This window comes from Bacillus sp. FSL P4-0248 (assembly GCF_038593305.1).
Classification (GTDB): Bacteria; Bacillota; Bacilli; order Bacillales; family Bacillaceae; genus Bacillus; species Bacillus safensis.
The window spans coordinates 813,630-838,969 of the sequence record NZ_CP151983.1; the positions used below are offsets into that span (position 1 = coordinate 813,630).

The following is a 25,340-nucleotide window of genomic DNA, read 5'->3' on the forward strand; positions in this document are numbered from 1 at the left end:
ATAGGCATTTTACTAACTTTATTATCTACTAAAATTAGCATATCAATTGGTAGAAGTCCGCTGCCTAGCAGATAGTCTCCAATGACTGCTCCATATTTTAGATGATAAAGATTTTATAAAATGGATTGAAAACAGAGGTCATAATCACGATTGACGACCAAAGAAGATCATCTAGTTTTTATCCCTTCCCCTGTTTCTTCAGAAGAAATATCAGAAAGTGCTAAGGATAATAATGTGTTGACTCCAAAATACTGATAAAATTTATTTAGATATTCCCTAATTATAGGTGTGGAGGTAGAAGAATGCTAAAAGAAGACCCCCAATATATTTTTCATCATGATAAACGACCAGAAGTTGCTCATGATTTAGCCAATGTAGATGAAAATTCCACTGAGTTGTTAATCACAGGAAAAACAAAAAATATTGAAAGGTTGAAATCTTTTTCTAATCTGACGAAATTGTGGATTTACAAAGTGAACCAAAAGGAATTCAATACGATCTTGAGCTTAGTTAATCCCAAAATGCTCTATATGCGTGAACTGAGAGTAGAAGATTTATCAATCATCAGTTCTCTTAAAGATGTTGAGGTATTGGCACTTGAATGGAATACAAAGGCACAAAGTTTATGGGATTTATCAAAAAACACTTTTTTAAAATCTTTATCCATAACAGATTTTTCAAAGTTGAATGACATAGCCCCTTTGCAGAAAAAAACTGATTTAGAATGGTTAGAATTGTCAGGCGGTCTTTTTAATTCATTAAACTTAAATACTCTTCAACCTTTAAGATACCTCAAGAATTTAACATATCTGTGTTTATCAAATATAAAAGTGAAGAACGAATCTTTAGAGCCGATATCGGAATTAGTGGGACTCAAGGAACTTGAAATTTCGAACCAATTCCCGACAGAAGAATATGCCAGGTTATCCGTAACCCTCCCAAATACGAATTGTGATCGTTTTGCGCCATACATCTTTTTATCAAGTCCTATTGTAGATAAAGATGTGATGGTGATTGGAAAGCGAAAACCGAAATTAAATTCAAAAGTTGATGGGGCAAAGCTGCAAAAATACGAAGAACAATTTAAAGCGTACCAAGAAAAGTATATAAATTAACTTAAAAAGCAATGGAACATCAATTCCATTGCTTTTTCTATTGCTACTGTAATGGCTAATACCATCATAAATTTTTTCTTTCTTGTGATTCAATTACGCAAACAGCTTGAGCCCAACCACACCAATCACAATCAGCAGCAAACTTAGTATACGAACCATGTTTTTCGGCTCTTTAAATAGAATCATATTAAACAAGACAGAGCCCGCTGTTCCAAGTCCAATCCAAACCGTATAGGCAACGGAGACTTGAACGGAAGAGAACGAGGCGTATAAAAACAAAAAGGATAAGGCAAACCCGCCGACAAATAAAATGCCTGTCGTGAATTGCTTTTTCTTACTAAACATATTGAGGCCAATGGTGCCGCCGATTTCGCAGGCAGAGGCCAACAGTACAAAAAACCAGCCCATTTATACCGCTTCTCCTTTCTGCTCATGTGCATCTCCATCAGACACTTTCAGTCCGATAATTCCGAGAATTAAAATGCCCATAAATAAGAGCTTTTCTAATGAAAACGAACCGCCGAACAGCGCATAATCCATCAATGACGTACCAATCGTTCCAACTCCGGCAAACACGGCGTACACAGTCCCTGTCGGCAGCTTCTCGCAGGCCTTCATTAAAAAATAAAAATCAACCGGGATCAGGCAGATAATGACCGCCCATTCCCACACAGCATCAGCTCTATTTAAACCAAACACCCAAAGTAATTCGAATAAACAAGTGAGTGCAACATACATCCAGCTTTTTTTCATCGTATTTCCTCCTAAAACTTAAAAATGACGATTCGTCATTTTGAAACCAAAAAAGAGCGTACAGCAAGTGCTGTACTAAGTTAAGGTGTCTCTAAGCCAAGTGCGTAAAGAAGAAATTGCTTCACCTCTCGCTTTTGAATCAGAACCTCTTCTGTATCTGTTTCCGTAAATAAGTACATTTGCTCAGCAGAAGATTCGAGTAAACCGATAATGAATTTGGCTGCATATTGACAGTTCAAATTCGCACGGACCCTTTTGTCCTGCTTTGCTTTTTCTAAAAAAGCAGCGACCCATTTGTAAATTGGCTCATAAATATCTTCCCATTCCTTTAAATGCTCGGTGGCGGCTAAGCCTGAGTAGGTCAGGGCAAGGACATCACGGTATTGCCTTGTAAAAGCGAAAATGAATTCAACAAGCGCATCTGCTTGATCGAGGACATCTGCATGCTGAGTTAATTCCTTTTCGATCGCAGGCACCATCTGTGCGATCAAATGTTCAGCGATAGCAGGCATGACGGAAAGCTTTGAAGGAAAATATAAATAAAACGTTCCTTGCGCTACTCCTGCTGCTTTCACAATATCCGAAATGGTCGTCTTTTCGATTCCTTTTTCTTTAAACGCATCAATCGCAGCAAGCATAATCTTTTCTCGTTTCGACATATCATCACCGGCCTTAACTGACTGAATGTCATTCAGTTTAGCGAGAAAATGACGATTTGTCAATATGGTTTTCTCTTCATTGAATGTGAGAATAAGTGATGAATAGATGCGGGCAAGCCTGAATAAGCTGTAAATATGGTCAAGCATCATCATGTGAGAAAGGGGCAGCTTTCTGTATGACATCCAGTGCTATGTTTTCCATTGCTTATTTTCTCCTGCTCGTCCCGCTCTATTTACATATGAGATACAGACAGGCAAAAAAGCACAATCGTTTTATTTATTTGCGGACAGAATTGGTTCTTGCCAGTCTGTTTATTTATACGAATGTTTTATTATATTTGACGGTCTTTCCAAATCGTTTTTCCGCCCCAAGAGATCAGGTGAGTGTTAATCTCTTGCCTTTGCAGTCCATTTATCAAAATCTTCACGCCTACCATCACGGCTATCCAAATCTTGTCTTTTTAAATTTAGCAGGCAACATATTGTTATTTGTACCACTCGGTTTTTTTCTATATCAAGCCTTTCGAACCATGCGCTGGCAAAAGGCGGTTCTTGGTGGCTTTCTCCTGTCAACCATGATCGAATTGCTCCAATGGATGTTCTCACAATCTGGTATCATTACAAGAAGCAGCGATATTGATGATATTCTTTTAAATACACTTGGCACAGCGCTAGGCTGTATCGTGTATCAGATCTATCGAAAAAGGAAGGAGAAAACCTGAGTGAAGCGAGTTTGTATCATTCCATGTGGCGCGAAGAAAATTTGGGACGTCGATCCAGAAGCAGGGAGCCAGCCGGCGAACCTCGTTTATTTAAGTCCGCTGCATCAGCGTACGAAAAGCTATGCCCAAACGTTTTTTTCAGACTGGATGATCTTATCAGCGAAGCACGGGTTCTTAAAGGCAGATGATATCATACATGAAAATTATGATGTTGCTTTTGGTACACCGCATGCTAAGCAGATCACACGAGAAGAACTGAGCCAGCAATTTCATCAAAAAAATCTTTTCGCATATGATGAACTGGTAGTACTAGGTGGGAAGAAATATCGAAAAGTGATCGACCCTTTATTACAGCCTCATCAAAAAGCAAATTATCCGCTGGCTCCATATAAAGGAATTGGCTACATGCTTCAGGCATTACATCAAGCAGTGGAATCAAAAGTAGAACTTCCGCCGCATATTTAACACATTCACATCTACCGGTAAGCAGGGTTTTGATCTTTAAAAAGAGAATAATTGAAATAGCGATGCTGATTGTTTCATATCTTTTCAGCAGCCACTAGGATGCCCGTATCGCTCGGGTGAAGTGGCTCAATGAAAAAGGGAGGCGTATGAACATGACAACCATCTATTTAGCTGGTGATTCGACCGTTTCATCATATCCAGATCGTCCTGTTCAAGGAGGATGGGGAGAGTTTTTACACCGCTATACAGCGCAAGGGGTGAACGTCGAGAACCGTGCCATTGGGGGAAGAAGCTCAAAAACATTCATTGAAGAAGGACGCCTTGATGACATATTGGCTGACATTCAGCCAGGAGACTGGCTTTTCACACAAATGGGGCACAATGATGCTTCCAAGGAAAAGCCTGAGCGGCATACAGATCCTTTCACGACGTATAAAAGCTACCTGTCTCAATATATTCATGGAGCAAGAGCAAAAGGGGCAACACCACTTTTACTCACGCCAGTCGGCCGTTTTCATGAAAAAGACGGAGAATTTATCAATGATTTTCCTGATTACTGTGCCGCTATGAAAGAACTAGCTGATGAAGAAGAAGTCCTTCTTGTTGATTTAAATACGGTAAGCCTTCAGTTTTATCAAATTTCCGGTATAGAGAAAACAACCTCTTACTTTATGCTGTCAACAGGAATTGTGGACCGCACGCACTTTACAAAAGAAGGCGCAGATGCGATTGCAAGACTTGTTTCTCTTGAATTAAAAGACCTTGGTTTAACCATTGTATGATGGATGACAGGACGAGTGAGCGCTCGTCCTGTTCTTTTTTTGCAGAAAGCTATTGATTCCCTTCACTAGAGTAGACTACAATAGACACATATGATAATGAGAATCAATATCACTGAAAAATAGATCATTCGATGGAAAACTGGAGGGACTCAAATGACAGATCAGCTTGAATTGTTTGACGTCACCATTATTGGCGGCGGTCCAGCAGGTATGTACACCGCCTTTTATAGTGGGATGCGGGACTTAAAGACGAAAGTACTTGAGTACAACGAAAGCCTTGGCGGTAAAATCCTTCTTTATCCTGAAAAGGTCATTTGGGATGTCGGCGGTTTGCCGCCAACAAGAGGAGAACAGCTGATACAGCAGCTGGAAACACAGGCGAAAACATTTGAACCAGAGATTGCACTGAATCAAAAAATCACGTCATTCGAGCGAGATGAACATAATCATATCCTGCTGACGGCTGAAAATGGTGATCGTCATTTGACAAAGACCCTCATATTAGCGATGGGTCACGGCATTCCAGTTCAGCGGAAACTTGAAATCGAGGATGCAGACCGCTATGAAGTGACAAACCTTTATTACACTGTCCAGGAGCTCAAGACATTTGCAGGGAAGCGGGTTGTGATTTCTGGAGGCGGCGACTCAGCGGTTGACTGGGCCAATGCTCTTGCACCGATTGCTGAAAGTGTCACCGTCGTGCATCGCCGAGACATGTTTGGCGGACATGAGAAAAACGTCGCCAACATGAAGGCAACTTGCAAACGAATTTTAACCCCGCATGAACTAACAGAGCTGCATGGTCAAGGCGACAAAATTGCTGCGGTCACCATTCAAAACATAGAGACAGGTGAAAAAGAACGAATCGAAACAGATGCTGTGATTGTCAATCACGGGATGAAAGGCGATTTAAGCGTGTTATCAGAATGGGGCCTCAAGCAAGGTGAATGGGGACTGATCGAGGTTAATGAAAAAATGGAAACCAATTTACCGGGCGTCTATGCGGTAGGCGACTTGTGTACACATAAAAGCAAGGTCCGCTTAATTGCCGGCACGTTTGTTGATGGAGTCAATGCACTGAATAGCGCGAAGCTTTACATCGAACCAGAAGCTGAAAAAGTGGCGTACGTTTCCTCTCATAACGAACGCTTTAAAGAGAAAAACAAAGAATTACAAACGGCTGGAGCTCGTTAAATCATTCAAATAACATAGCAAAAGTGCTGCCCGCATCGCATGTGGCAGCACTTTTTATATGGGTCCATTAACTGCGAGGCGCAAATAACATCACACTGACTCCAGCCAAACAAATCAAAGCACCCATCCAGTCATATAGATCAGGTGTTTTTCGATCGACCCACCAGCCCCAGAATACAGCAAGAATGACAAAAACACCGCCATAGGCAGCATAAACCCGTCCGAAAGTCGGGAACTGCTGGAAGGTCGGAATGATGCCATATGCTACCAAGATGAGGCTGCCGGCGATCCCGAAGCTGACAGGCTTTGCTTCACGCAGCCAAAGCCATACCAAATAGCCGCCGCCAATTTCTGCTAAACCTGCTAATAAAAAAAGAACAATCGTCACCATCATATACGGACACTCCAATTTCTCCAATTTAAAACCTATTATGACATGAGGAAAGAATGCGTTCTACCTCAATTGAATTGAGAGGGAGACGAGAGTTTGCTAAAATCAGCTGATCAGAGAGTGGTCACACATGGATTCTTGACTTTTGTACCACGAGTGATCCAAATGGTCTGTTATGTCGTAAAGTAAGTACATTCTCATGAGGAGCACACTTCCCTTTTCAGCGCTCTTTTTTTCTCCTTGAAAAAAGAGTAAAGTACAAGGTAGGCTTATTTCAGTAAATCGAGTGATAAGCAATACGTGAAGGATTTCATGATGAATACGCATGCTCTTTCTCATGAAAAAGGAAGGAGATGACCATGGACACATTGCAAGATTTTGAGCTGTATCAAAAGATCAAATATGATCGTCACAAGCCCTCGCTTGAAGTGCTGTACGATCGCTATGAACGTGTGTTATATTCGTTTATTTATAAAATGACTGGCAACCGTGAGCTCGCGGAGGAAGTGCTTCAAGAGGTCTTCATCAAGCTCTGGCGCGGCATAGGAGAATATCATACGGATAAAGGGAAATTCTCCTCGTGGTTATTTATGATGTCACGCAACACGGCCATTGATCTTATAAGAAAGAACCGGAATGAAACGGCTTTGGAAGATGAGCAGATTGAATATTTAGCTGATCATCAAGAAGATATATCAAAAGAAGTAGAATGGAACGAGGAAAAACAAATCATACGTGAAGCAGTATCTACATTGTCAAAAGAACAGCAAACCATCATAGAAGATGTCTATTTTAAAGGGATGACACAAAAGAGCATCGCGGACAAGCTGGGCATCCCTATTGGTACGGTAAAAGGAAGGGTTCGATTGTCATTGAAGCATTTGCGATCGAAACTGTCTCGCGGAGGAAAGGAGGAAGAGGCATGACTCAGTGTAAACATCAAGTAATTGATTATTTCAACGGGCATTTACAAGGAGAAGAAAAAACGCAATTTGAAGAGCACATCAAGCACTGCTCAGCTTGCAAAGAAGAGCTTGAAGAATTAACATCGCTCATGTCTGACATTCCATTTCTAGCAGGTGACCAAACACCTCCGGCAGGGATGAAAGACCGTATTTTATCCCAGGTGTTTGAAGAAGAGACAGTCGAAGAAAAGAACAGCCATAAAAAAGAGCTCAAGGCTGCACCTGAGCCAAACGAAATCAAACCGCTGCAAAAGAAACGAAACCAGTGGCTCTTACCGCTCGTTGCGGCACTGCTTCTCATATCAGCAGCTGGAAATGTGTATTTCTTATCGAATGGAAAAGAACAGGCGGAAGAACCTGTCAGGGTTGTTGCCACAAAATCATTGGCATCGGCCGCATCACCAAAAACGACAGGTGCTTTTTCAGTAATAGAGCATAACGGTAAAAAAGAACTTGTGGTGAGTGCAGACGGCTTAAAGGGTCAGCTTGATTCATCTGCTGTTTATCAAGTGTGGCTTATTAAAGGAGATCAGCCGGTGCCAGCCGGTGCCTTTAAAACAGATAACAAGGGGGAAGGAACCGTCACCTATGCGTTATCTGAAAAAGAAGCAGGCGAATCATGGGATACCGTGGCTGTTACACTTGAACCGAAAAAGGATAACAAGCTCCCGCAAGGCCCTGTCGTACTAAGCGCTGCTTTTTAAGTTTGATTCATGAAAAGGATGCCTTCTTGGGGCATCCTTTTTTGATAGCGAAGGGGAACATTTTGGCAATTGAAACGTAGTACATACGGAGGTGAAACACATGAAAACATCTATAGAAAAAGACCTATTTCTCTTATCAGTCAGACACGCATTGATTGCCATTTATTTTCTTGTGATCCCATTTGCAGTCCCCATTTTTTATCACCCATCTCCTTTATCGATAGCGCTTATTGCACTATTTATAACTCATAACTTAGCAGAAAGTATCATTTGGTTCTACAAATCGAGAAAAATTAGAAAGCACCAATCTGGTGATTTATTAAAACGCGGGCAGCTTCTTAGCCAGCTCGTGCAAAGAGTTGAACAGCTCATCATCCTCGGTTTTGTGATTCTTTTGATCAATGAATGGATACAAGGAAGGGCGGATCTATCTACACTCTCATTCACTCTTTTTCTATTGACCGTTGTTTTTCTCCAGCACGTCCAGTTTTATTACGTTCAGCTATTTTTTAAAACGAGCAGCTGGTTCACTTATGTCCCTTCTTTGCAAAAGGCACGTCCTTCATACATGGCGAGGGAGCGAAACGCCCTGAAAAGGTCATAAATGTGCCGTCATTCGTTTGATCCAGCCATAAACATCAGAAAATTATGATAAAATGTGGAAAGAAAGAATGGAGAAGGGGAGTGCGAACGAGTGAAAGCAGTTGGACTATTGGAGTATTTGCCGATTGAGCATGAGCAAAGCCTGATGGATCAGGAGGTCGAAAAGCCTAAAGCGTCTGGCAGAGATGTACTGGTGAAGGTAGAAGCTGTGTCCGTGAATCCAGTTGATACAAAGGTGAGATCACCGAAGGATCAGAAGGAAGAAAAACTGAAAATACTAGGCTATGATGCAAGCGGTACGGTTGTTGAAGTGGGTGAATCGTGTACATTGTTTCAGCCAGGTGATCACGTATACTATGCGGGAGATATTACGCGTCAAGGCTCGAATAGTGAATACCAGCTTGTGGATGAACGTATTGTGGCGAAAAAGCCTGCCAATCTATCCTTTGCAGAAGCAGCCGCAATGCCTCTTACAACAATTACGGCTTATGAGGCTTTATTTGACCGGATGCATATGAAGCGGAATGCTGAAGGCTCAACCTTGCTGATCATTGGTGGTGCAGGCGGTGTTGGTTCTATCGCCATTCAACTAGCTAAATTAGCGAAGGCAACTGTGATCGCTACCGCATCAAGACCAGAAACAAAAGAGTGGTGTCTGTCATTAGGTGCCGATCATATCATTGATCATCATCAGCCGCTTTTAGCGCAGCTAGAGGAAAAAGGAATCGGCGAAGTGGATTTTATTTTATGCTTAAATGATACAGATGGACATTTCAAAGGCATGGCAGAAGCCATCAAACCGCAAGGAACGATCTGTACCATTGTCGAAAACCAGCACAACCTAGACATTCAATTACTCAAAAATAAAAGTGCGGCATTTGTTTGGGAATTCATGTTCACACGCCCTATGTTTGAAACAGCGGACATGATCAAACAGCATGAGCTTTTGACAGAGGCGGGTGAGTTATTTGAGCAGGGAAAAATAACGCATACTTTAACAAAGGTTCTCAGTCCGATCAATGCTGCTAACTTGAAGCAGGCACATCAAACACTTGAGCAAGGAAAGATGATTGGCAAATTTGTACTTGAAGGATTTGAGAAAGGGGAGAACGTATGACGTCATTACAATATCCGATTGGCTTATATGAACCGGTTGAAACAAAAACGAAAGCACAGCTTGAAGCATGGATTGATCAGCTGGCTGCAATCCCCGAAGAGTATGAAGCGGTGACCGCACCGCTTACAGATGCGCAGCTTGATACACCTTATCGGCCGGGAGGATGGACTGTTCGTCAGCTCATTCACCACGTAGCAGACAGCCATCTGAATGCATACTTACGATTCAAACTTGCTTTGACAGAAGATACACCGGACATACGTCCATATGATCAGGAGGGATTTGCCTCACTTCCTGACAGCAAGGCGCCCATTAGTTTATCCCTGCCTTTGATCAGCAGTCTGCATCGCAGGTGGGTCACTTTACTGCGGGGAATGTCAGAGGATGACTTCAACGCTTCTTATTATCACCCTGCCGATCAACAAACGGTGTCCTTATATAATGCAGCAGGAATGTACGTTTGGCATTCAAAACATCACCTTGCCCATATCACGGAATTAATCAAAAGAAATCAGTGGAATTAAAGGAGTAAACGCATGTCTGGTAGAAGAATTGTCGGCGCCATGTTTATCTGTATGGCGGGATTGTTTTATATAGCGAAATATGTTCTTTTTGAGATACGTTATAGTAACAGCTTAGGCTCAGAAAGAACGATTGAGGAACTTGAACAGCTGCTTCCTGGCGGTACGTGGATCAGCATCTTTTTTCTCATCATTGGCTTAGCCTATCTTTTATGGGATGACAGGGAAGTTCTTCAAAAAAATTTCGTCCTCTCAGATAAACAAGTAGAAGAAATAAAAAAGACGGACCTCAAGTGACCGTCTTTTTTCCTTTTCATATTTAGCCGCGTTCAGGACGCAGTGCTTTTTCTAAGATAGCAAGGCCTTCATTGACTTTTTCTTTTTCCTCGTCATTGAGCCGCTGCAGGGAATTTTTGATTTTTTCGTGTCCTTTTTGATAAATACTTCTGAAAATATTTTTCGCTTCCTCTGTCAGCTCTACGACAATGATTCTCCGGTCACGCTCAGAGTGCTTTCGCACGACAAAGTTAGATTGTTCTAACCTGTCAAGCAGGCCTGTCATATTGGACAAAGAAGCGCCCATTTTTTCAGCGATTTCGGATACTTTGAGAGAGCCATGGTTATTGAGCAGCATGAGCACCTTCATTTGAGGCATACTCATATCAAGCTTCATCCATTCAGAAACATCTCCAAGACCTGCAGCTGTGAGCACTTTCATATAAAGAACCCATGTCTTTTTTTCTTCTGGAGATAGAATCTCTTCTTTTAATACGGTGGTGTCATGAATATTATATTCCACGCTTGTTCACTTCCTTTAAGCGGCTCTTTTTCTTTATATTACTGATTTTTACTTCTAATTGAAAGGTTCGTCAAGCTTTTAAATGTTAAACTGCATGAATCAAGTGGTATTTGTTGTATAATAATGTTCAGTTGAAATAATGAAGCAACCTAGAAAGTTGGGAAAAACATGTGGAACAAAAAAACGGGTATGACGATCTTAAAAATGCTTTTTCCGATCGTCATTATCCTTGTCTTAATCTTCGTTGCGAAGCAGGAGCTGAGCGGACTTTCCATTAAAAAGACGTTTTATATTATTGACAGCTTGAACCGAATGGACTTGTTTATTCTTGTCTTTCTTGGACTTGTCGCGGTTTTATCGATGTCCTTATATGATTTTATTTTACGAAAAAGCCTGAATATGCCGATCAGCGGCTGGAAAACGATACGCATTTCATGGATTGCGAACTCCTTTAACAGTGTTCTTGGATTTGGCGGTCTATCAGGAGCAGGGCTTAGAACGCTTCTCTATAAGGAGTACATAACAGATACGAAAAAATTGCTGAAAGGCATTGCCCTTTTGACTTCCTCTGTCCTTTTGGGCTTATCTATTTTCAGTGATTTGATCTTGGTCAGGGTGCTTCCAGTTGAAAGTATTATCAGCCAGGAGCCGTGGCTATGGGCATTTGTCATTATCTTTGCCTGTATTGTACCGATATATATCGTCATGGCATCCATTCGAAAAAGCTCGATTGAGAGCGGTGAAAATGGACTGAAGCATCCAATTTACGCTTATATCGGGGCATCGTTTTTAGAATGGCTGGCAGCTGGACTTGTCATGTACATGGCTGTTGTCTCTATGGGGATGAATGTCGATGTCCGAATTGTATTAGGTGTATTTGCGATTGCGTCAATCGGCGGTTTAATCAGTATGGTTCCGGGCGGCTTTGGTTCGTTTGACCTTATCTTTTTACTGAGCATGCAATACATTGGTTTTGATAAAGAGATGGTGCTGACGGCGCTCGTCTTGTACCGTTTCGTGTACTCGATTTTCCCGTTTATTTTAGGGCTTTGTCTAGCTGCTTACGATTTAACGGGAACGACGCTTAGACGTCTTGAAGGCAATCCGAAAATGGCACCTGCCATTGAAACAACGAACGTTTTAATTGTTTTGCACCGTGCTTTATTAATCCGTTTATTGTACGGATCTTTATCGATTTTAACCTTTGGAAGCGGCTTGCTTATCATGGCATCTGTTGTGCTTCCAGTTGATCGATTAGGTGTGATTACCAGCATTCCGCGCTTTCTGTTATCAGGATTTAATGGTCTTTCTTTAATGTTCGGAATCATTCTGATGATTTTGTCCATTGAAGTGTATAAAAGAACGAAAAGATCGTACGTGCTGACAATGATCTCCTTAGCAGGCGGTTTTGTGTTTACTTTGTTAAAGGGGTTTAACCTCAGTCTGATCTTTATTTTGCCAGTCATCATGGCTGTGTTTTTCTCTCTTCGAAATCAATTTGTGAAGCAGCAGGCACCTTACTCCTTAAATCAGTTTGTGACGGCTGCCGCTGGTTATTTATTCGTGCTCTTTAACTATAATGTGATTGGCAACTTTATTTGGACAAAAATCGGGCATTTCTTGAGTAAGGATTACTTGGTGCATAATGAACGGCATATCACGATGACAAGCATGATCGCTCTCATCGGTGTACCGCTTTTCTTCTTCATTAGTAAATTGATTTTTAATAAGAAAGCCTTTCCGATTGGAGAAAAAGCAGATGATGAAAAATTAAAAACGTTTTTAGAAGAAAAGGGCGGAAATGCCCTCAGTCATCTTGGCTTTTTAGGCGACAAAAAACTATTTTTCTCAAGTGATGGAGAAGCAATGCTTCAGTTTGGGCGAATTGGCCGCTGCGTCATTGTGCTCGGAGATCCATCTGGACGTGAGGCGTCTTATCCGCTTGTACTTGAAGAGTTTTTACAGGAGACAGAAAAAGCCGGCTACCGCGTCGCTTTTTATCAAGTAGAACGAGAAGGGATGGCTCTTTATCATGACTTAGGCTTTCACTTCTTTAAGCTTGGGGAAGAAGCCATGGTCGATTTAGAAACGTTTACTCTGTCAGGTAAGAAAAAATCAAATTTACGAGCTGTGGCGAATAAATTTGAACGAGAAGGCTACACCTTTGAAATGCTGGAACCTCCCTTTTCAAATGAGTTGATCTCCACCTTAAAACAGATCTCTGACAGCTGGCTCGGAAAGAAAAAAGAAAAAGGATTTTCGCTCGGTTATTTTCAAGAAGACTATCTTCAAAAAGCACCGATTGCGATTCTAAAGGATGAGCAAGGGCAGATCATTTCCTTTGTATCATTGATGCCGATGTATCAAGAAGGGGAGATTTCCATCGATTTAATGCGTCATATGCATGATGCACCGAACGGGATGATGGATGCGCTGTTTATCCACCTGTTTCAATGGGCGAAAGAAAGAGGCTACAAATCGTTTAACATGGGAATGGCACCTTTATCGAATGTGGGGACGTTCCATCAGTCCTTTCTCACGGAGCGTTTGGCGAGTGTTATTTTCAACAATGTCAGATACATGTACAGCTTCAGCGGTTTACGGTCATTTAAACAGAAATATAAGCCTGAATGGCGCGGGAAATATTTAGCATATAAAAAGAATACGTCACTGCCTGTCACAATGGTGCTAGTCACCAAGCTGATCGGGATGGACCCAAATCGAAAGCGGCGTCCATAAACCAAAAGACCTTTACCTTTCACTAGGTGAAGGTTTTTTTAGACAAAAGAATAGCAAAAGTGGTAAAGTTGAAGGGTAAGGGGGATGTTCATATGACATTAAATGAATGGTTTACAAAGGGATTAGCTGAACGTACATATGTACACAACATGGAGAAAAACCGGGAAAATCTGCTCACGGTGTACAACCAGTATGCAATTCATCAAAAAGAAAAAGAGCTGCTTCAAAAGCTGCAAAAGAAAAAGCTCCGAGCGCTTGTCATCACAGCGGATTGGTGCGGAGATGCGATGGTCAATGTTCCGATTTTCATGCGTATTGCAAATGAAGCACTCATTGATGTGCGCTATTTCATTCGGGATGAGAATCTAGACCTGATGGATCAGTATTTAACGAACGGGACCGCAAGATCGATTCCGATTATCGTCATCATTGATCAGGACGGGAATGAAGTGGGCAAATGGGGACCTCGCTCAGCAGAAGCACAGCGCTTTGTCGATGAGAAAAAACCGGACAAAGATGCACCTGATTTTGAAGAAGCTTTTCAAGTATTTGCGAAAGAAGCCGCACATCACTATACGACCGACCGTTACTTATGGAAAGATATTGAGAAAGAAATAGTAGAAGTTTTGGCAAAAATATAAACCAAAAGACTACTTCGCCGCAATGGGAAGTAGTCTTTTTTTATCTTGTTTTTGCGTTTTACCTACAAAACCACCGCATAAAGATGTAGAAAACCGCAGAATTCTATCAAATACCGCAGAAAACCGCAAAGCACCACGATTTTCCCAACCACTTTTAGTTGAAAAACCTCATATATGCCATGAAATCAATGATTTTGCCCTTATCCAAAGGCTCATATAACGCACAACGGTTGGCTTTTTCCCAATACAAGAGGCCCAGCAACTATAGTAATCTAGTTGTAATCTCCTTTGAACGAACTAAAAAAATGACGGAAAAGGACAGGCGATCAATTTATGAAAAAAATCATTTATCTCGATCAAGAAAAAAAGAAGCTCGCTGAATCGAAAAAAAGAGAACAGCGTTCCATTAAATCACTGAGGCTGCTTGTGTTTTATGACGGACAAAGTCCTGCATGTGCAAAAATGATTGATTTATTAAGATCACTCGATTGGAAAAATCGGATTCACTTTGAATCCTTTAGACACTCGCAGCTGCTCAGGCTGAATAAAATCAGTGAAGAGAAGGCGGAAAAACGAATCGTGTCTATTTCCCTAGCCAAAAATCAAAAGAATTCAGGGATTTATACTTGGCTGCGTATGGCCTGCCATATCCCTGCTTTATGGGGAACGGTCCCATTCATCTTGCTCAGTATTTGGCTTGGCTTTGGACAGCATGCGTACGATTTCTTTGCAAAAAGACGGTATATTCATTCTGTCAAACCGGTGAACCATCATGACACAGATCAACAAGAGACCATTTAATAAATAGAAAAAGCATGACCTTCGATCGGCAGAAGGTCATGCTTTTTTGTAATAGGGAAGATATCCCGCTAAATGATCAAGAAGCTTTTTTGTATAGGACTGATACGTCTGCTCATCAAGCTCAGCACCTGCATAGGTAAGTAAGGTTCTAAGAGCAAACAAATATTCACTGTGCAGCTCATTGTGTTCAAAGTAAGGAAGGGCTGCTTCGACCAAATAGGTTTTCAAATCAAGAGGGTTTTCCTCAATCATCAATTTATAGATTTTGATCATATATAAACAGTTTGGCTGAATACGAGGCTGTTTTAACAGCTCGTGTATGTAGGGAAGTGCTTTTTTGCGGTCATATTCAGCATATAGTGTCGCAATTTCATATAGCGTTTCACAGTAACGATCTTCTATCTGTTCTTGATTAAAGTAATTGAGTGAATCTAGTAAATAAGGCACAGCTGAAGAGAAATCACCTTCACGTTTTAAGAGCACCCCGTAATAAAAATAAGCGGACATTTTAATAAAGGCATCAGGGTGAAGGGACGTGTGCAAAATCACTTCCTTTATATATTTCTTCGCAGTTTGATAGGCTTTTAGTTCAAGTGAGATCACGCCGTGAATAAGTGTACAGTGAATAATCCGCTTGAAATTGTTCTTTTGTCTATATAAATCCATCGCTTGATGTGTCGCTTCAAGCGCATCACCCAGCTGTCCCAAGTTTCCAAGTGCTTTTGCATAGTGATAATACAAATCACTTTGTTCAACTGAAGCGTAGGAAAAGCAGCTTTCAAGCTTTTTCAGTCCATCTTCAAGCTGACCAATTTTAATTTGATGAATGCCGTCAAGATATTCAAAAATTTCTTTTTCCGTTTCAATAAAGGTTTTTTCGAATTTTTTGAGCACGCGGTGTGTTTTTAAGGCAAGCGGCTGTTTATCCGTTAGTAAATAAAATTGAAATAAGGACAAATGATACTGAATGCCTAAATCGAGCGAAAAGAACTGCTCCTCGTGCTGAATGATCATTTCTGCATTTTGTTCAGCCTGATCGAGAGCATAGAAATACATATTCATTTGAAACTCATCCAAAAGTGACAGCAGATGACGCGCCTTTTGTGACAGCTTTTCTTGGCTGATGCCAAGCCGTTCAAGCAGCAGATTGATCGTATCTTGATTGGCCTCCTTTGAGCCATTTTCAATTTTACTTAAATGAGAGACAGAACAAATTCCTTCTGCCAATTCAGATTGGGTCATATTTTGTTTATAACGGTAGAGTTTAATGATTTGTCCAATATTGATTTTCATTCCATCCAGAAGCCTCCCTTCCAATCATGGTTGAAAGCCTTTTGACAAAAAAACAAGATCAGACAAAATGGGAATACTTGAAAATCATTTCATCATCTTGGCTTTTTTCTCAAAATTTGTTTAAAACGTAATATGATTGTAACATTACTTGAAAAAGTCAAACAACTATTTAGCAGACGGGGAGAAGAGATACTTGATTTGCAACTGCACACGATGACGTTTATAATGTGAATGAGAATCAATTTCAATTAAGTTGATTGAAAGGATGACATTTATGCCAGAAATGAAACAACAAACAGAAGCGTTAACGGTTCGAGACGCTGTCAGATATAGACGATCGATTCGAAAATTCAAAGACACACCGGTGACGATTGAGCAGCTTCAGCCGCTATTAGAGGATGCAGTCTATGCACCTAATCATAAAATCACGGAGCCGTGGCGCTTTTTATATGCGGTGACGGATGAAGCCAAAGCGACTTTTGTAGAGCGCTTCATTGCTTTCTTTCAGCGCAACAACCCAGATGCAAAAGAAGAAAAAATCAATCAATACAGAGAATACTTTTCTAAGGTTCCGGCGCTTTTACTTGTCGTGCTAAAAGAAGACGAGAACCCTGTAGTGAGAAATGATGATTTTGCCGCTGTCAGCGCGCTCATTCAAAATCTTCAGCTGCTTGCGTGGGATCAAGGGATCGGTATGGTATGGAAGAGCGGACGTATTTTATACGACAAAGGCTTTCAACAAGACATGGGATTAAAGGAAAATGAACGGTTTGCTGCGATCCTTCATATAGGTTATCCAGAAGAGGTGCCTGAGGAAAAATTACGCCAGAAAGCATCAAGTCTTCTTACTGAAATCAAATAAAAGAAAAGCAGACCGCTGAATAAGGTCTGCTTTTTTACTTATTGTTTTTTGGCGCGCTGATCGGCTGCTTTCATACGTGCCATTGCTTTTACGTCATTCGGATCTGCAAGTTCTTTGGAAAATTCAACATATTCGCCATCCGTCTCTTGTGCCGCGAGCTCGTGGTTGGATTTTTTGTGTTGGTCTTTTTTCAAAGCCTTTCCCTCCTTTACAAGATCACTTTAGTTATGTGCTTGTTGGAGGGGAATATCCGCCTTATTTGTTTCTTTTTTCTGCTGCTCTTTCCGCTTTTTTGAATTCCTGCTGATACAGGACTTCCTGGGTTTTCTTCAGCTTCGAAGTTGGCTGGTGTTCTTTTTTCTTCATCAAAATCGCTCCCTCATCTCATTTCTAATAGGATGGGTGTTTTTGACAACATTTATTCCCCAGATTGCAAAATCGCTTCTTTTAGTTCAGGGTGCAAAAAGTCATAAGAAGAGAGCAGTGCTTTTTTTGGCAGAGCACGCTGGCCTTCTAAAACAAGTAATGACATTTCACCAAGCGCCGTTTTGATCACAAAAGATGGCACCTTCAGCCAATGGGGGCGGTGAAGGGCAGAAGCAATGGTTTGTCCAAGCTGTTTCATTTGAACAGGATTCGGTGATGTCGCATTGAGCGGACCTGACAGGTCGTCATGATGAATCGCATAAGCAATGAGATGTGCCACATCCTCAACATGAACCCATGAAACCCATTGCGAGCCAGACCCAATTGTCCCGCCGGCAAACAGCTTGTAAGGAAGTGTCATCAGCGGCAATGTACCTTTTTCGCCCAACACGACGCCAAAGCGTGTGTAGACCGTACGAATGCCGAGGGCTTCAATCTTTTGTCCCTCAGCCTCCCAAAGCCTTGATGTATGACTTAAGAAATCAGAATCCGCAGGAGGTGATTCCTCCGTAAAATCTCCTGTTTGAGAAGTGCCATAAATCCCAACAGCACTTGCTTGAATCAGTACAGATGGTTTTGTTTCCTGCGCTTCTATAATGCGTTTTACCTCTTGTGTTGATTTGAGACGGCTGGAGAGGATGCCTTCTTTTGCCTTGTCTGTCCAGCGTGTAAAAATGGATTTTCCAGCAAGGTTAATCCATACATCGATGGCAGGCAATTCATGCTCAGGCGCAGCACCTTCGGTCAGCCACTGCACATAATGTAAATGATTTTGTTCGGATTCCTTTGGATTTCTTGTTAAAATATATAGATGATGTCCCTCAGCAGCGAGCACTTTTGTGACATGCTGGCCGATAAAACCGGTTCCTCCGGTAATGGCGATATTCAATTGACATCTCTCCTCTCATATACATACCTATATCTTTCACGATTTTGAATCAGAAGAAACATCCTGACTGTTTTGGAAAAGGAGTGATTACAGGATGCCTTATATTACAAAAATTTCTGCTCAGAAAAACAATACCGAGCGGGTCAACATCTTTCTTGATGAAAAGTACGCCTTTAGCGTTGATTTAGATGTGCTCGTCCAGCACGATTTGAAAAAAGGAAAAGAGCTGGACGAAGCAGATATCATTGAGATTCAATTCGGTGATTCAGTGAAAAAAGGATTTCAGCAGGCCGTTGATTATTTATCCTACCGCATGAGATCAGTGAAAGAAGTCACCGATTATTTAACGAAAAAAGAAATCCCTGCACCTGCTATTAGTGAAATTATACACAAATTAAAGCATTATAAGTATGTAAATGATCTTGAATTTGCAGAAGCCTATGTCAGCACCCACCGGAAAACGAACAGTAAAGGACCGTCCGTCCTAAAAAAAGAATTGAAGCTCAAGGGGATAGACGACGACACGATTGAACAAGCGCTGTCGCAATACCCTGATGATTTACAGCTGGAGGAAGCCGTAAAGCAGATTCTCAAGCTTGTCAAAAAAGAAAAAAATCGTTCTGCAAAAGAGATTGAGCAGCGCATCAAGCTGCAGCTGCAGCGAAAGGGATTTTCGTTTGAGATCATTGATAAAGCCCTTCAAGAAGCCTATGATGGACAAGAAGAGGAAAAGGAAGAAGAGGCCCTCCTTTATATGCTGGAGAAGGCAAAACGCAAGGTAGGATATGACGGATCATTTGAAAAGAAGATGAAAGTGAAGCAATTTTTATTTAGAAAAGGCTTTGATCTCGATACAATTGATCACGTTTTAGACAAAGGGGAATGACAGATGGAAAAACGCTATAGTGAGATGACAGAATACGAATTGAAGCAGGAGATTGCCGCCCTTTCTGAAAAAGCACGAAAGGCTGAGCAGCTTGGCATTGTGAATGAATACGCAGTTTTAGAACGGAAAATTGATATGGCGAAAGCCTATTTATTAGATCCAGCCTTGATTCAAACCAAAACGACTTATCAAATCAAAGACACAGAAGAAGAGTTTTATGTAGAATATCTAAATGGCGTTTTTGCGTGGGGATACAGAGTATCGGCTCCAAATAAAGAAGATGCCCTGCCGATTTCAATGCTGACGCAAAAGGACTGATCTTAGGATCAGTCCTTTTCTTTACTTCGAACGCTGTTTACGGACGTTGTTCTGAAGTACGATGTCGTGCTGCGTTTGCTGCGTTTCTCCGTTGACCTGAGAGGCAGAATGCTTTGCATTTGCCCATGGTTGAGGGTAAGCGGTTGTCCTTAATTGAACAAAGTCTGCCATATACGATTTCCCATTTGAACTCATATCTCAAGCACTCCCTTTGGAAAAATTAGCGTTTCCCTGATGCCCTCATACGTTCCTGTGGACGTGTATTCGTTTCACCATTCGGCCGTTTAGATGCATAAGCATCTGTAGCGCCTGGTTCGCCTTCAAACTTGTGATTTACCTGATTTGGAAAGCCTTTTGCTTTATTACGCATATCGATTCCCTCCAAACAATACAAATCATTTGCGTCTTTTGAAGACGTAAGGGTAGTATATGAAAAAAGAAGTTTTTTTAAAAAGGCACTTTCTGCTAGATGAAGGAGGAACAGGCATGGAACAATACTTTGAGCGACTAACAGAACAACTTATGGAAAAAAACAATATGCTGACATATGACGAAGCACGTACATGGGTAGAGCTGCTTTGGAGTGATTTTGAAACGACCTATGCAAAGGCTGGCCGTAAGTATAAAGGACAGGAAACAACAGAACGAATTGTCCAAGAGTGGATCGAGAGCTACGGAGCGCAGCTGCATTTATTTCAAAATAAACAATCAAAGGCAAATGAGCATCTGCAACAAAACAATCGAGGGCTGCTTCACTAAAAAGGCTGCCCTTTCACTTCCATTCATCTTTTTCAATAAATAGGAAAATATATAAATGAACAAACAATTTTATGAAACAATACCCAGTCTGTGATCAAAATTACAGGCTTTTTACAATGATTAAACTTAAAATTACATTAAATTCATCCTGCTGAAAATCAATGGAAATAAAACTCTGATATAATGAAACGATTAAAGAGACATGTAATTTATGGATAATAAAAAAGGGTTTCGTTTTCTGACAAAAAAGGAATAATGAACATATCAGACTATGTGAAAAAAGTGAAGAGAAGGTGCGATATGGAACGGGAACTGCTCTCTGTTATAATTCCTTCTTACAATGAAGGTGAAAACATCAGACGAATCTTTGAGGCACTCGAGGAAGAGTTTCGCGATTTTCATTATGACTTTGAAATCATCTTTGTGAATGATGGAAGCAAAGACAACACGCTTCAATACATGAGAGAGCTCTCTCGAAAAAGTGCAAAAGTTAAATATATTTCCTTTTCGCGTAACTTTGGAAAGGAAGCCGCTATTTTGGCAGGTCTTGAACATGCAAAAGGAGCAGCTGCGATTATTATGGACGCCGATCTGCAGCACCCGACGTATTTAATTCAGGACTTTGTCAGGGGATATGAAGAAGGCTATCATCAAGTCATTGCCAAACGGAATCGTAAAGGTGACAGCAAGCTGCGCTCTTACCTGTCATCCATGTACTATAAGGTGATGAACAAGGTAGTAGAAGTGGACTTGCGTGATGGTGTCGGAGATTTCCGTTTAATTTCACGCCAAGCCATCGATGCATTGCTTCAGCTGAAAGAGGGGAATCGTTTTTCGAAAGGGCTTTTTTGCTGGATTGGGTTTGAAGAAAAGGTCATCTATTATGAAAATGTAGAAAGACAGCATGGTGATACAAAATGGTCACTGAAGAAATTATTTAACTATGGCATAGATGGCGTCATTTCCTTTAACAATCGCCCGCTGCGAATTTGTTTTTATACTGGCATACTGATCTTATTTCTCTCATTGATTTACATCGTGGCCACCTTTATTCAAATCGTCAGAACGGGCATTATGGTGCCGGGTTATTTTACTTTAATATCGGCTGTGCTGTTCCTCGGAGGTGTCCAGCTTTTGAGTCTAGGTGTGATTGGAGAATATATTGGCCGTATCTATTATGAAACGAAAAAGAGGCCGCATTATTTAATCCAGGAATCAAATGTGATGGAACAAGAGACAAGCTCAAAGGAACAAGACCGAGTGTTAACACAGTTATTTAAATAACGTGGAGTCAAATAACCGGCAAGCACGAATCGCTTGCTGGGTTGTTTTGTTTCAAAGAAAAGTGGATCTTTTGTGGAAAGGATTTAGATGATGAAACGTAGATGGATAATGATAGGAATGTGCCTCATTCTCGCTTTATTAGGACACTCCTTTTTCTTATATGAATATACGCAAGGCCGGTATATGACAGGAGATGGAGACGGAATCTCACAAATGCTCCCATTTAAAAAGCTGCTTTACGATGAATACGTCAAAGGGAACTTCTTTTATTCCTATCAATTCGGTCTAGGCGGCGGTACATATACGCAATTAGGTTATTATTTCACAACGTCGACTGTCTTTATGGTCACAGTCGCTGTCGTCTGGCTGATGAATGCGCTTCATCTCATCCAGTCAACGGACATTCATTTCTGGGCAAATGCCGTCATTTGGCTGAGTGTGATCAAGCTGACGCTTATTCTTTTCATCGCTTACCGTGTGCTTCTTTCAATGGTTCAGCATAGGCTGAGCGCATTAACAGGAGCCGCAATTTACGGATTGTCTATTGTGTATTTTCGGCATCAAACATTTTGGGAGTTTTTCACCGACAGTATGATGTGGCTCCCGCTGCTTGTACTTGGGGTTGAACGGATTTTCAAAACAGGTAAGCCGGCTTGGTTTATTGCGGCGTGCAGCCTGATGCTTATCAACAATTTTTACTTTGCTTATATTCATTTTATCTTTTTAGCGATCTATCTTGTCTTCAGATATATCATCAAGCTTCGAAGTGAGGAGAACGGGTGGAAGGTGTTCTGGACGCTGGCGGTCTCTACGCTGTTATCCTTTGGAATCAGTGCCGCCTTTTTTGTCCCGTCTGTCTATGGCTTTCTGAATAATATAAGGCCGCCATATGATCAATCCATACCTTGGTTTGATCTGCATGATCATCTGCTGTTTACAAGCAGGGTGTATTTATTACCTGTCATCTTTCTCATTTGTATGTTCCTCGTTCCGCTTTACCGGAACAGGTGGTTTTTCATGTTTACATCGATCAGCGTTCTGCTCATTGTTTTTCACTACAGTCCAAAGATGGCGAGCGTGTTTAATGGTTTCTCAGCACCGCAGTACAGATTTGAGTACATTCTTGCCTTTACAGTTGGAGCGGTCGCAGCCATCACCATCAAGCATTTCTCGCAAATCGAGTGGAAGTGGAAAAAGCGTGCGGTCTTAGGCGCTTGGATCGTGTTTCTTCTCGCAGTCATCTTATCAGAACGAGCAAAGGGAAATATGGATGTTGTTGTATTTACAGGCATAGGACTGCTTGTGATCAGCTTGTTTTTCCTTTTGATTCATGCGGAAAAACGCCAGCACCTTCGTCTCTTTTCAGCTGTGCTCATCGTTGTCAGCTTACTGACAGCAGGCGTGTATCAGCAGGGCTACTTATCTGAAAGAAGCAATATTAAGAGCGTATCAGATACGTATCTGAATAGTGAGGCTTATGCTGGACATGAGCAAATGAAGCTCATTCAGCAGATTCAAAGCCGCTCTTCAAAAGATCCGCTTGCCCGGATTGACTGGATGAACGGCGTGCGCAACAACACCCCGTTATTTGAAGGCTTTCAAGGCATGAGTGCGTATTCAAGTATATTGAATCAGCATTTACTCAATTTCTACTGGAATGACCTGCAAATCGATATGGGACGGGAAAGTGTCAGCCGTTATGCAACAATGGGGGACAGAGCGAATTTATACAGCCTGACCTATGGAAAGTATTATATGAGAACGAGCGCGATGCCTTACTCACCGCCAGCTTATTTTAAGCCAATATTGGAAAGCGAACATTATAAAGTGTATGAAAATACACGGCCGCTGCCATTTGCAAGAACAACAAGCACCGTTTATTCAGAAGAATCCTTAAAGGATGCCTCAGCACTTGATAGGGAGCATGCGATGCTGCAAGGTGTGGTTTTAGACAAAAAAGGAAACGCTGAAATTGAGCACGCGCCAGATCGAGTCAAGGATACAAATATTCATACGATACAAGCCATATACGAACATGGCGTGCTTGATGTATACGGAGAAACAGGCGGCCTGAATATCACGCTGCCAGATGATATGGCCCGCGCTGGGGATGTGTATGTGAGCTTTTATGTGAAGCGGACAGACCGTAACGAAGGATTTCAGTTATCTGTTGATCACTACGTCACCTCACGAAAAAGCAATACATCCATCTACAAAACAGGTGTCAATGAAGTGACGATTCGAGTCCCTGCGGAAAAAATCCTTTCCATTCGAGTACCAAAAGGGACGTATGAACTCAATCAACTGAGGCTGTATCAAGAGCCTTACCGCATCCTAGAAAAGGCATATGAAAAAGAAAAACAGGATCATGGCAGCCAGCAGGTAAAGCTCGAAAACAACCGCTTTACGATTTCATATGATAACAAACGTGGCAATGATTATATGGTTCTGCCAGTACCATATGAAAAAGGCTGGGAGCTCACGGTGAACGGAAAGCAGACCGATATTGAACAAGCCAATTACGCCTTTATCGGTTTTCCAATAGAAAAAGGCAAAAACGAGATTGTGTTAACCTACTATCCGCCTTATATCAGAATTCTCGCGTTGATTTCACTCGTCAGTTTGATTGGTGCGATCTTATATGCGCGGAGACAACACAAGAAACACCACTTTACATCATAAGTGGTGTTTTTTCTCATCATTGATACAATCTACTTAAAAGCATGTGAATGGGGGAAACCATTTGACGTTAAACAAAGAGTCCACTATTGCTCATTTTGAACACTCCATTGAATGGGTACAGTCACTAACGGAATTAACAGACAAAGAATGGCGCAGAGCGATCGCTGATGGAAAATGGAGCACCGCTGAAATCATCGCCCATTTCGTTCCATGGGATGAATTTATTTTAAAGGCTCGACTAAAGGAATTTGGGAACGATCAGCCGTTACCTCAAGCTCCTGATGTGCACAAAATGAATCAGCAGTCAGCTGAAAGAGCGAGAAAGGAAAAGAAAAGCGAGACGATCGTTCGATTTATTGCTGTCAGAACAGAATTACTTCAAGAAATGAAGAAAATCGAACCATCTCGCTGGAATGAACTCTTTTTTATTGGTCAAACCAAGCTGACGTTATTAAGATACTTCCAAGGGCTGATCGAGCACGATACCCATCATATGAAGCAAGTCACTAAGCTTCTTTCTCAAACGAAAACGTCGCATAATCAAACAAAAAATGAAACAACCAAATGCTTAGGGCAAAGAGAATTTCCTCAGAAGTAGACAGTAAAATGCCGCCTACCAATTCATCTGATAAATAGACAGCACCCCAAATAAACAAAAGATGAATTGAAATGGCATAGAAAACGATAGAGCATTTTTTGGAACGGCACTTTCTCACAACTCTCATGAGCACATGCTCCACATGCTCAAAGGATATCCCAAGTATCACATAGATGCCCATAAATAAAAGCATCGATAAAATCGATTGATAAAAAGCACCCGTTAAATGAAAGAACAGCACACAAAACAACAAAAATATGTAACAGACAGCCGACGCCGCCATGAGCCATTTCAGCCCTTGCCATAAAGCGTGAACAGATTGCTGCATAGGTGAACAAACACTCCTTTACATGAAGATACCTGCAAAAAGGA

33 protein-coding genes are annotated in these 25,340 nt (G+C 41.3%); 21 read left to right on the plus strand and 12 right to left on the minus strand.

Annotation, left to right across the window (positions count from 1 at the left end):
* Window positions 1-302 precede the first annotated feature (302 nt).
* Window positions 303-1,115 carry a leucine-rich repeat domain-containing protein gene (locus tag NST65_RS03965; RefSeq protein ID WP_251232612.1) on the plus strand — a complete coding sequence of 271 codons (813 nt, stop codon included), beginning with the start codon at window positions 303-305 and terminating at the stop codon, window positions 1,113-1,115.
* 93 nt (window positions 1,116-1,208) lie between these two features.
* On the opposite strand, the gene NST65_RS03970 is transcribed toward NST65_RS03965, so the two are convergent.
* The 3 genes from NST65_RS03970 to NST65_RS03980 all read right to left on the minus strand — a co-directional run bounded on the left by NST65_RS03970 (window position 1,209) and on the right by NST65_RS03980 (window position 2,527).
* Window positions 1,209-1,523: a multidrug efflux SMR transporter gene (locus NST65_RS03970; protein ID WP_041116238.1), complete on the minus strand. Its 315-nt coding sequence runs from the start codon at window positions 1,521-1,523 to the stop codon at window positions 1,209-1,211.
* Entirely contained in the window at window positions 1,524-1,868 is a 345-nt protein-coding gene (locus NST65_RS03975) for an SMR family transporter (protein ID WP_034283735.1), read from the minus strand.
* An 80-nt stretch (window positions 1,869-1,948) separates the two neighbouring features.
* The gene (locus NST65_RS03980; RefSeq protein WP_046314349.1) at window positions 1,949-2,527 is read right to left on the minus strand and encodes a TetR family transcriptional regulator; all 579 of its coding nucleotides are present in this window, start codon (window positions 2,525-2,527) and stop codon (window positions 1,949-1,951) included.
* A gap of 176 nt (window positions 2,528-2,703) precedes the next feature.
* Between NST65_RS03980 and NST65_RS03985 the strand changes: the two genes are divergently transcribed.
* The 4 genes from NST65_RS03985 to NST65_RS04000 all read left to right on the plus strand — a co-directional run bounded on the left by NST65_RS03985 (window position 2,704) and on the right by NST65_RS04000 (window position 5,690).
* Window positions 2,704-3,249: a VanZ family protein gene (locus NST65_RS03985; protein WP_034283737.1), complete on the plus strand. Its 546-nt coding sequence runs from the start codon at window positions 2,704-2,706 to the stop codon at window positions 3,247-3,249.
* Window positions 3,250-3,714: a DUF6884 domain-containing protein gene (locus tag NST65_RS03990; protein ID WP_251232610.1), complete on the plus strand. Its 465-nt coding sequence runs from the start codon at window positions 3,250-3,252 to the stop codon at window positions 3,712-3,714. It abuts the gene before it with no gap.
* 152 nt (window positions 3,715-3,866) lie between these two features.
* Window positions 3,867-4,496, plus strand: a complete 630-nt coding sequence (locus tag NST65_RS03995) for a rhamnogalacturonan acetylesterase (protein ID WP_251232608.1) — start codon at window positions 3,867-3,869, stop codon at window positions 4,494-4,496.
* A 153-nt stretch (window positions 4,497-4,649) separates the two neighbouring features.
* Window positions 4,650-5,690, plus strand: coding sequence for an NAD(P)/FAD-dependent oxidoreductase (locus tag NST65_RS04000; protein ID WP_034283741.1), 1,041 nt, complete (start codon window positions 4,650-4,652; stop codon window positions 5,688-5,690).
* A gap of 67 nt (window positions 5,691-5,757) precedes the next feature.
* On the opposite strand, the gene NST65_RS04005 is transcribed toward NST65_RS04000, so the two are convergent.
* On the minus strand, window positions 5,758-6,084 hold the full coding sequence (locus NST65_RS04005) for a YnfA family protein (RefSeq protein WP_034283743.1): 327 nt from the start codon (window positions 6,082-6,084) through the stop codon (window positions 5,758-5,760).
* Window positions 6,085-6,440: 356 nt separating this feature from the next.
* Between NST65_RS04005 and NST65_RS04010 the strand changes: the two genes are divergently transcribed.
* The 6 genes from NST65_RS04010 (at window position 6,441) to NST65_RS04035 (ending at window position 10,288) form a co-directional block, all read left to right on the plus strand.
* A complete protein-coding gene (locus NST65_RS04010; RefSeq protein ID WP_034283744.1) occupies window positions 6,441-7,007 on the plus strand; it encodes a sigma-70 family RNA polymerase sigma factor in 567 nt (188 codons plus the stop codon).
* Window positions 7,004-7,750: an anti-sigma factor gene (locus NST65_RS04015; RefSeq protein WP_034283745.1), complete on the plus strand. Its 747-nt coding sequence runs from the start codon at window positions 7,004-7,006 to the stop codon at window positions 7,748-7,750. Before NST65_RS04010 ends, NST65_RS04015 begins: the two co-directional genes overlap by 4 nt.
* A 100-nt stretch (window positions 7,751-7,850) precedes the next feature.
* Window positions 7,851-8,354: a hypothetical protein gene (locus tag NST65_RS04020; protein ID WP_034283746.1), complete on the plus strand. Its 504-nt coding sequence runs from the start codon at window positions 7,851-7,853 to the stop codon at window positions 8,352-8,354.
* Between the two features lie 90 nt (window positions 8,355-8,444).
* Window positions 8,445-9,470 (plus strand): zinc-binding alcohol dehydrogenase family protein, encoded by a 1,026-nt coding sequence (locus NST65_RS04025; protein WP_214755664.1) that lies wholly within the window; start codon window positions 8,445-8,447, stop codon window positions 9,468-9,470.
* On the plus strand, window positions 9,467-9,994 hold the full coding sequence (locus tag NST65_RS04030; protein ID WP_061110586.1) for a YfiT family bacillithiol transferase: 528 nt from the start codon (window positions 9,467-9,469) through the stop codon (window positions 9,992-9,994). Before NST65_RS04025 ends, NST65_RS04030 begins: the two co-directional genes overlap by 4 nt.
* Before the next feature lie 12 nt (window positions 9,995-10,006).
* On the plus strand, window positions 10,007-10,288 hold the full coding sequence (locus NST65_RS04035) for a hypothetical protein (protein WP_034283749.1): 282 nt from the start codon (window positions 10,007-10,009) through the stop codon (window positions 10,286-10,288).
* A gap of 22 nt (window positions 10,289-10,310) precedes the next feature.
* Here the strand turns inward: NST65_RS04035 and NST65_RS04040 are convergent, their stop codons facing one another.
* Window positions 10,311-10,790: a MarR family transcriptional regulator gene (locus NST65_RS04040; RefSeq protein WP_024425228.1), complete on the minus strand. Its 480-nt coding sequence runs from the start codon at window positions 10,788-10,790 to the stop codon at window positions 10,311-10,313.
* A 168-nt stretch (window positions 10,791-10,958) separates the two neighbouring features.
* Between NST65_RS04040 and mprF the strand changes: the two genes are divergently transcribed.
* From mprF to NST65_RS04055, 3 genes are all read left to right on the plus strand, one after another.
* Entirely contained in the window at window positions 10,959-13,529 is a 2,571-nt protein-coding gene (mprF, locus tag NST65_RS04045; RefSeq protein WP_034283750.1) for a bifunctional lysylphosphatidylglycerol flippase/synthetase MprF, read from the plus strand.
* Window positions 13,530-13,621: 92 nt separating this feature from the next.
* Window positions 13,622-14,170, plus strand: coding sequence for a thioredoxin family protein (locus tag NST65_RS04050; protein ID WP_034283751.1), 549 nt, complete (start codon window positions 13,622-13,624; stop codon window positions 14,168-14,170).
* A gap of 333 nt (window positions 14,171-14,503) precedes the next feature.
* A complete protein-coding gene (locus NST65_RS04055; protein WP_034283752.1) occupies window positions 14,504-14,971 on the plus strand; it encodes a DUF393 domain-containing protein in 468 nt (155 codons plus the stop codon).
* 36 nt (window positions 14,972-15,007) lie between these two features.
* On the opposite strand, the gene NST65_RS04060 is transcribed toward NST65_RS04055, so the two are convergent.
* Window positions 15,008-16,264: a transcriptional regulator gene (locus NST65_RS04060; RefSeq protein WP_034283753.1), complete on the minus strand. Its 1,257-nt coding sequence runs from the start codon at window positions 16,262-16,264 to the stop codon at window positions 15,008-15,010.
* Between the two features lie 274 nt (window positions 16,265-16,538).
* Here NST65_RS04060 and NST65_RS04065 point away from each other — a divergent pair, with 274 nt between their 5' ends.
* A complete protein-coding gene (locus NST65_RS04065; RefSeq protein ID WP_065215148.1) occupies window positions 16,539-17,126 on the plus strand; it encodes a nitroreductase in 588 nt (195 codons plus the stop codon).
* A 38-nt stretch (window positions 17,127-17,164) separates the two neighbouring features.
* Here NST65_RS04065 and NST65_RS04070 read toward each other — a convergent pair whose 3' ends face one another.
* The 3 genes from NST65_RS04070 to NST65_RS04080 all read right to left on the minus strand — a co-directional run bounded on the left by NST65_RS04070 (window position 17,165) and on the right by NST65_RS04080 (window position 18,441).
* Window positions 17,165-17,320 (minus strand): YfhD family protein, encoded by a 156-nt coding sequence (locus tag NST65_RS04070; protein WP_024425223.1) that lies wholly within the window; start codon window positions 17,318-17,320, stop codon window positions 17,165-17,167.
* A gap of 61 nt (window positions 17,321-17,381) precedes the next feature.
* Window positions 17,382-17,492 (minus strand): YfhE family protein, encoded by a 111-nt coding sequence (locus tag NST65_RS04075; RefSeq protein WP_017358836.1) that lies wholly within the window; start codon window positions 17,490-17,492, stop codon window positions 17,382-17,384.
* A gap of 52 nt (window positions 17,493-17,544) precedes the next feature.
* A complete protein-coding gene (locus NST65_RS04080) occupies window positions 17,545-18,441 on the minus strand; it encodes a TIGR01777 family oxidoreductase (protein WP_065215149.1) in 897 nt (298 codons plus the stop codon).
* Between the two features lie 94 nt (window positions 18,442-18,535).
* Between NST65_RS04080 and recX the strand changes: the two genes are divergently transcribed.
* Together recX and NST65_RS04090 are read left to right on the plus strand one after the other, a co-directional pair.
* Entirely contained in the window at window positions 18,536-19,327 is a 792-nt protein-coding gene (gene recX, locus NST65_RS04085; protein WP_065215150.1) for a recombination regulator RecX, read from the plus strand.
* A 3-nt stretch (window positions 19,328-19,330) separates the two neighbouring features.
* Entirely contained in the window at window positions 19,331-19,645 is a 315-nt protein-coding gene (locus tag NST65_RS04090) for a YfhH family protein (protein ID WP_047202061.1), read from the plus strand.
* A 21-nt stretch (window positions 19,646-19,666) separates the two neighbouring features.
* On the opposite strand, the gene NST65_RS04095 is transcribed toward NST65_RS04090, so the two are convergent.
* Both NST65_RS04095 and NST65_RS04100 read right to left on the minus strand, forming a co-directional pair.
* Window positions 19,667-19,840 carry a YpzG family protein gene (locus tag NST65_RS04095; protein ID WP_008360604.1) on the minus strand — a complete coding sequence of 58 codons (174 nt, stop codon included), beginning with the start codon at window positions 19,838-19,840 and terminating at the stop codon, window positions 19,667-19,669.
* 25 nt (window positions 19,841-19,865) lie between these two features.
* Complete coding sequence (locus NST65_RS04100) at window positions 19,866-20,015, minus strand: small, acid-soluble spore protein K (RefSeq protein ID WP_003217849.1); 150 nt, start codon at window positions 20,013-20,015, stop codon at window positions 19,866-19,868.
* A 116-nt stretch (window positions 20,016-20,131) separates the two neighbouring features.
* Here NST65_RS04100 and NST65_RS04105 point away from each other — a divergent pair, with 116 nt between their 5' ends.
* The 4 genes from NST65_RS04105 (at window position 20,132) to NST65_RS04120 (ending at window position 24,968) form a co-directional block, all read left to right on the plus strand.
* The gene (locus NST65_RS04105; protein ID WP_024425219.1) at window positions 20,132-20,404 is read left to right on the plus strand and encodes a YfhJ family protein; all 273 of its coding nucleotides are present in this window, start codon (window positions 20,132-20,134) and stop codon (window positions 20,402-20,404) included.
* 300 nt (window positions 20,405-20,704) lie between these two features.
* A complete protein-coding gene (locus NST65_RS04110) occupies window positions 20,705-21,688 on the plus strand; it encodes a glycosyltransferase family 2 protein (RefSeq protein ID WP_024425218.1) in 984 nt (327 codons plus the stop codon).
* An 87-nt stretch (window positions 21,689-21,775) separates the two neighbouring features.
* The gene (locus NST65_RS04115; RefSeq protein WP_111927647.1) at window positions 21,776-24,370 is read left to right on the plus strand and encodes a YfhO family protein; all 2,595 of its coding nucleotides are present in this window, start codon (window positions 21,776-21,778) and stop codon (window positions 24,368-24,370) included.
* A 61-nt stretch (window positions 24,371-24,431) separates the two neighbouring features.
* On the plus strand, window positions 24,432-24,968 hold the full coding sequence (locus NST65_RS04120; protein ID WP_081279493.1) for a DinB family protein: 537 nt from the start codon (window positions 24,432-24,434) through the stop codon (window positions 24,966-24,968).
* On the opposite strand, the gene NST65_RS04125 is transcribed toward NST65_RS04120, so the two are convergent.
* Entirely contained in the window at window positions 24,877-25,296 is a 420-nt protein-coding gene (locus NST65_RS04125) for a regulatory YrvL family protein (protein ID WP_081279494.1), read from the minus strand. The genes NST65_RS04120 and NST65_RS04125 overlap by 92 nt on opposite strands.
* Window positions 25,297-25,340 lie beyond the last annotated feature (44 nt).

Excerpts from the sequence above, each read along its gene's own strand:
- NST65_RS03965 (WP_251232612.1), top strand. The coding sequence starts at position 303 with ATGCTAAAAGAAGACCCCCAATATATTTTTCATCATGATAAACGACCA.
- NST65_RS03970 (WP_041116238.1), bottom strand. The coding sequence starts at position 1,523 with ATGGGCTGGTTTTTTGTACTGTTGGCCTCTGCCTGCGAAATCGGCGGC.
- NST65_RS03975 (WP_034283735.1), bottom strand. The coding sequence starts at position 1,868 with ATGAAAAAAAGCTGGATGTATGTTGCACTCACTTGTTTATTCGAATTA.
- NST65_RS03980 (WP_046314349.1), bottom strand. The coding sequence starts at position 2,527 with ATGTCGAAACGAGAAAAGATTATGCTTGCTGCGATTGATGCGTTTAAA.
- NST65_RS03985 (WP_034283737.1), top strand. The coding sequence starts at position 2,704 with ATGACATCCAGTGCTATGTTTTCCATTGCTTATTTTCTCCTGCTCGTC.
- NST65_RS03995 (WP_251232608.1), top strand. The coding sequence starts at position 3,867 with ATGACAACCATCTATTTAGCTGGTGATTCGACCGTTTCATCATATCCA.
- NST65_RS04000 (WP_034283741.1), top strand. The coding sequence starts at position 4,650 with ATGACAGATCAGCTTGAATTGTTTGACGTCACCATTATTGGCGGCGGT.
- NST65_RS04005 (WP_034283743.1), bottom strand. The coding sequence starts at position 6,084 with ATGATGGTGACGATTGTTCTTTTTTTATTAGCAGGTTTAGCAGAAATT.
- NST65_RS04010 (WP_034283744.1), top strand. The coding sequence starts at position 6,441 with ATGGACACATTGCAAGATTTTGAGCTGTATCAAAAGATCAAATATGAT.
- NST65_RS04015 (WP_034283745.1), top strand. The coding sequence starts at position 7,004 with ATGACTCAGTGTAAACATCAAGTAATTGATTATTTCAACGGGCATTTA.
- NST65_RS04020 (WP_034283746.1), top strand. The coding sequence starts at position 7,851 with ATGAAAACATCTATAGAAAAAGACCTATTTCTCTTATCAGTCAGACAC.
- NST65_RS04030 (WP_061110586.1), top strand. The coding sequence starts at position 9,467 with ATGACGTCATTACAATATCCGATTGGCTTATATGAACCGGTTGAAACA.
- NST65_RS04035 (WP_034283749.1), top strand. The coding sequence starts at position 10,007 with ATGTCTGGTAGAAGAATTGTCGGCGCCATGTTTATCTGTATGGCGGGA.
- mprF (WP_034283750.1), top strand. The coding sequence starts at position 10,959 with ATGTGGAACAAAAAAACGGGTATGACGATCTTAAAAATGCTTTTTCCG.
- NST65_RS04050 (WP_034283751.1), top strand. The coding sequence starts at position 13,622 with ATGACATTAAATGAATGGTTTACAAAGGGATTAGCTGAACGTACATAT.
- NST65_RS04055 (WP_034283752.1), top strand. The coding sequence starts at position 14,504 with ATGAAAAAAATCATTTATCTCGATCAAGAAAAAAAGAAGCTCGCTGAA.
- NST65_RS04060 (WP_034283753.1), bottom strand. The coding sequence starts at position 16,264 with ATGAAAATCAATATTGGACAAATCATTAAACTCTACCGTTATAAACAA.
- NST65_RS04065 (WP_065215148.1), top strand. The coding sequence starts at position 16,539 with ATGCCAGAAATGAAACAACAAACAGAAGCGTTAACGGTTCGAGACGCT.
- NST65_RS04075 (WP_017358836.1), bottom strand. The coding sequence starts at position 17,492 with ATGAAGAAAAAAGAACACCAGCCAACTTCGAAGCTGAAGAAAACCCAG.
- recX (WP_065215150.1), top strand. The coding sequence starts at position 18,536 with ATGCCTTATATTACAAAAATTTCTGCTCAGAAAAACAATACCGAGCGG.
- NST65_RS04090 (WP_047202061.1), top strand. The coding sequence starts at position 19,331 with ATGGAAAAACGCTATAGTGAGATGACAGAATACGAATTGAAGCAGGAG.
- NST65_RS04095 (WP_008360604.1), bottom strand. The coding sequence starts at position 19,840 with ATGAGTTCAAATGGGAAATCGTATATGGCAGACTTTGTTCAATTAAGG.
- NST65_RS04100 (WP_003217849.1), bottom strand. The coding sequence starts at position 20,015 with ATGCGTAATAAAGCAAAAGGCTTTCCAAATCAGGTAAATCACAAGTTT.
- NST65_RS04105 (WP_024425219.1), top strand. The coding sequence starts at position 20,132 with ATGGAACAATACTTTGAGCGACTAACAGAACAACTTATGGAAAAAAAC.
- NST65_RS04110 (WP_024425218.1), top strand. The coding sequence starts at position 20,705 with ATGGAACGGGAACTGCTCTCTGTTATAATTCCTTCTTACAATGAAGGT.
- NST65_RS04115 (WP_111927647.1), top strand. The coding sequence starts at position 21,776 with ATGATGAAACGTAGATGGATAATGATAGGAATGTGCCTCATTCTCGCT.
- NST65_RS04125 (WP_081279494.1), bottom strand. The coding sequence starts at position 25,296 with ATGCAGCAATCTGTTCACGCTTTATGGCAAGGGCTGAAATGGCTCATG.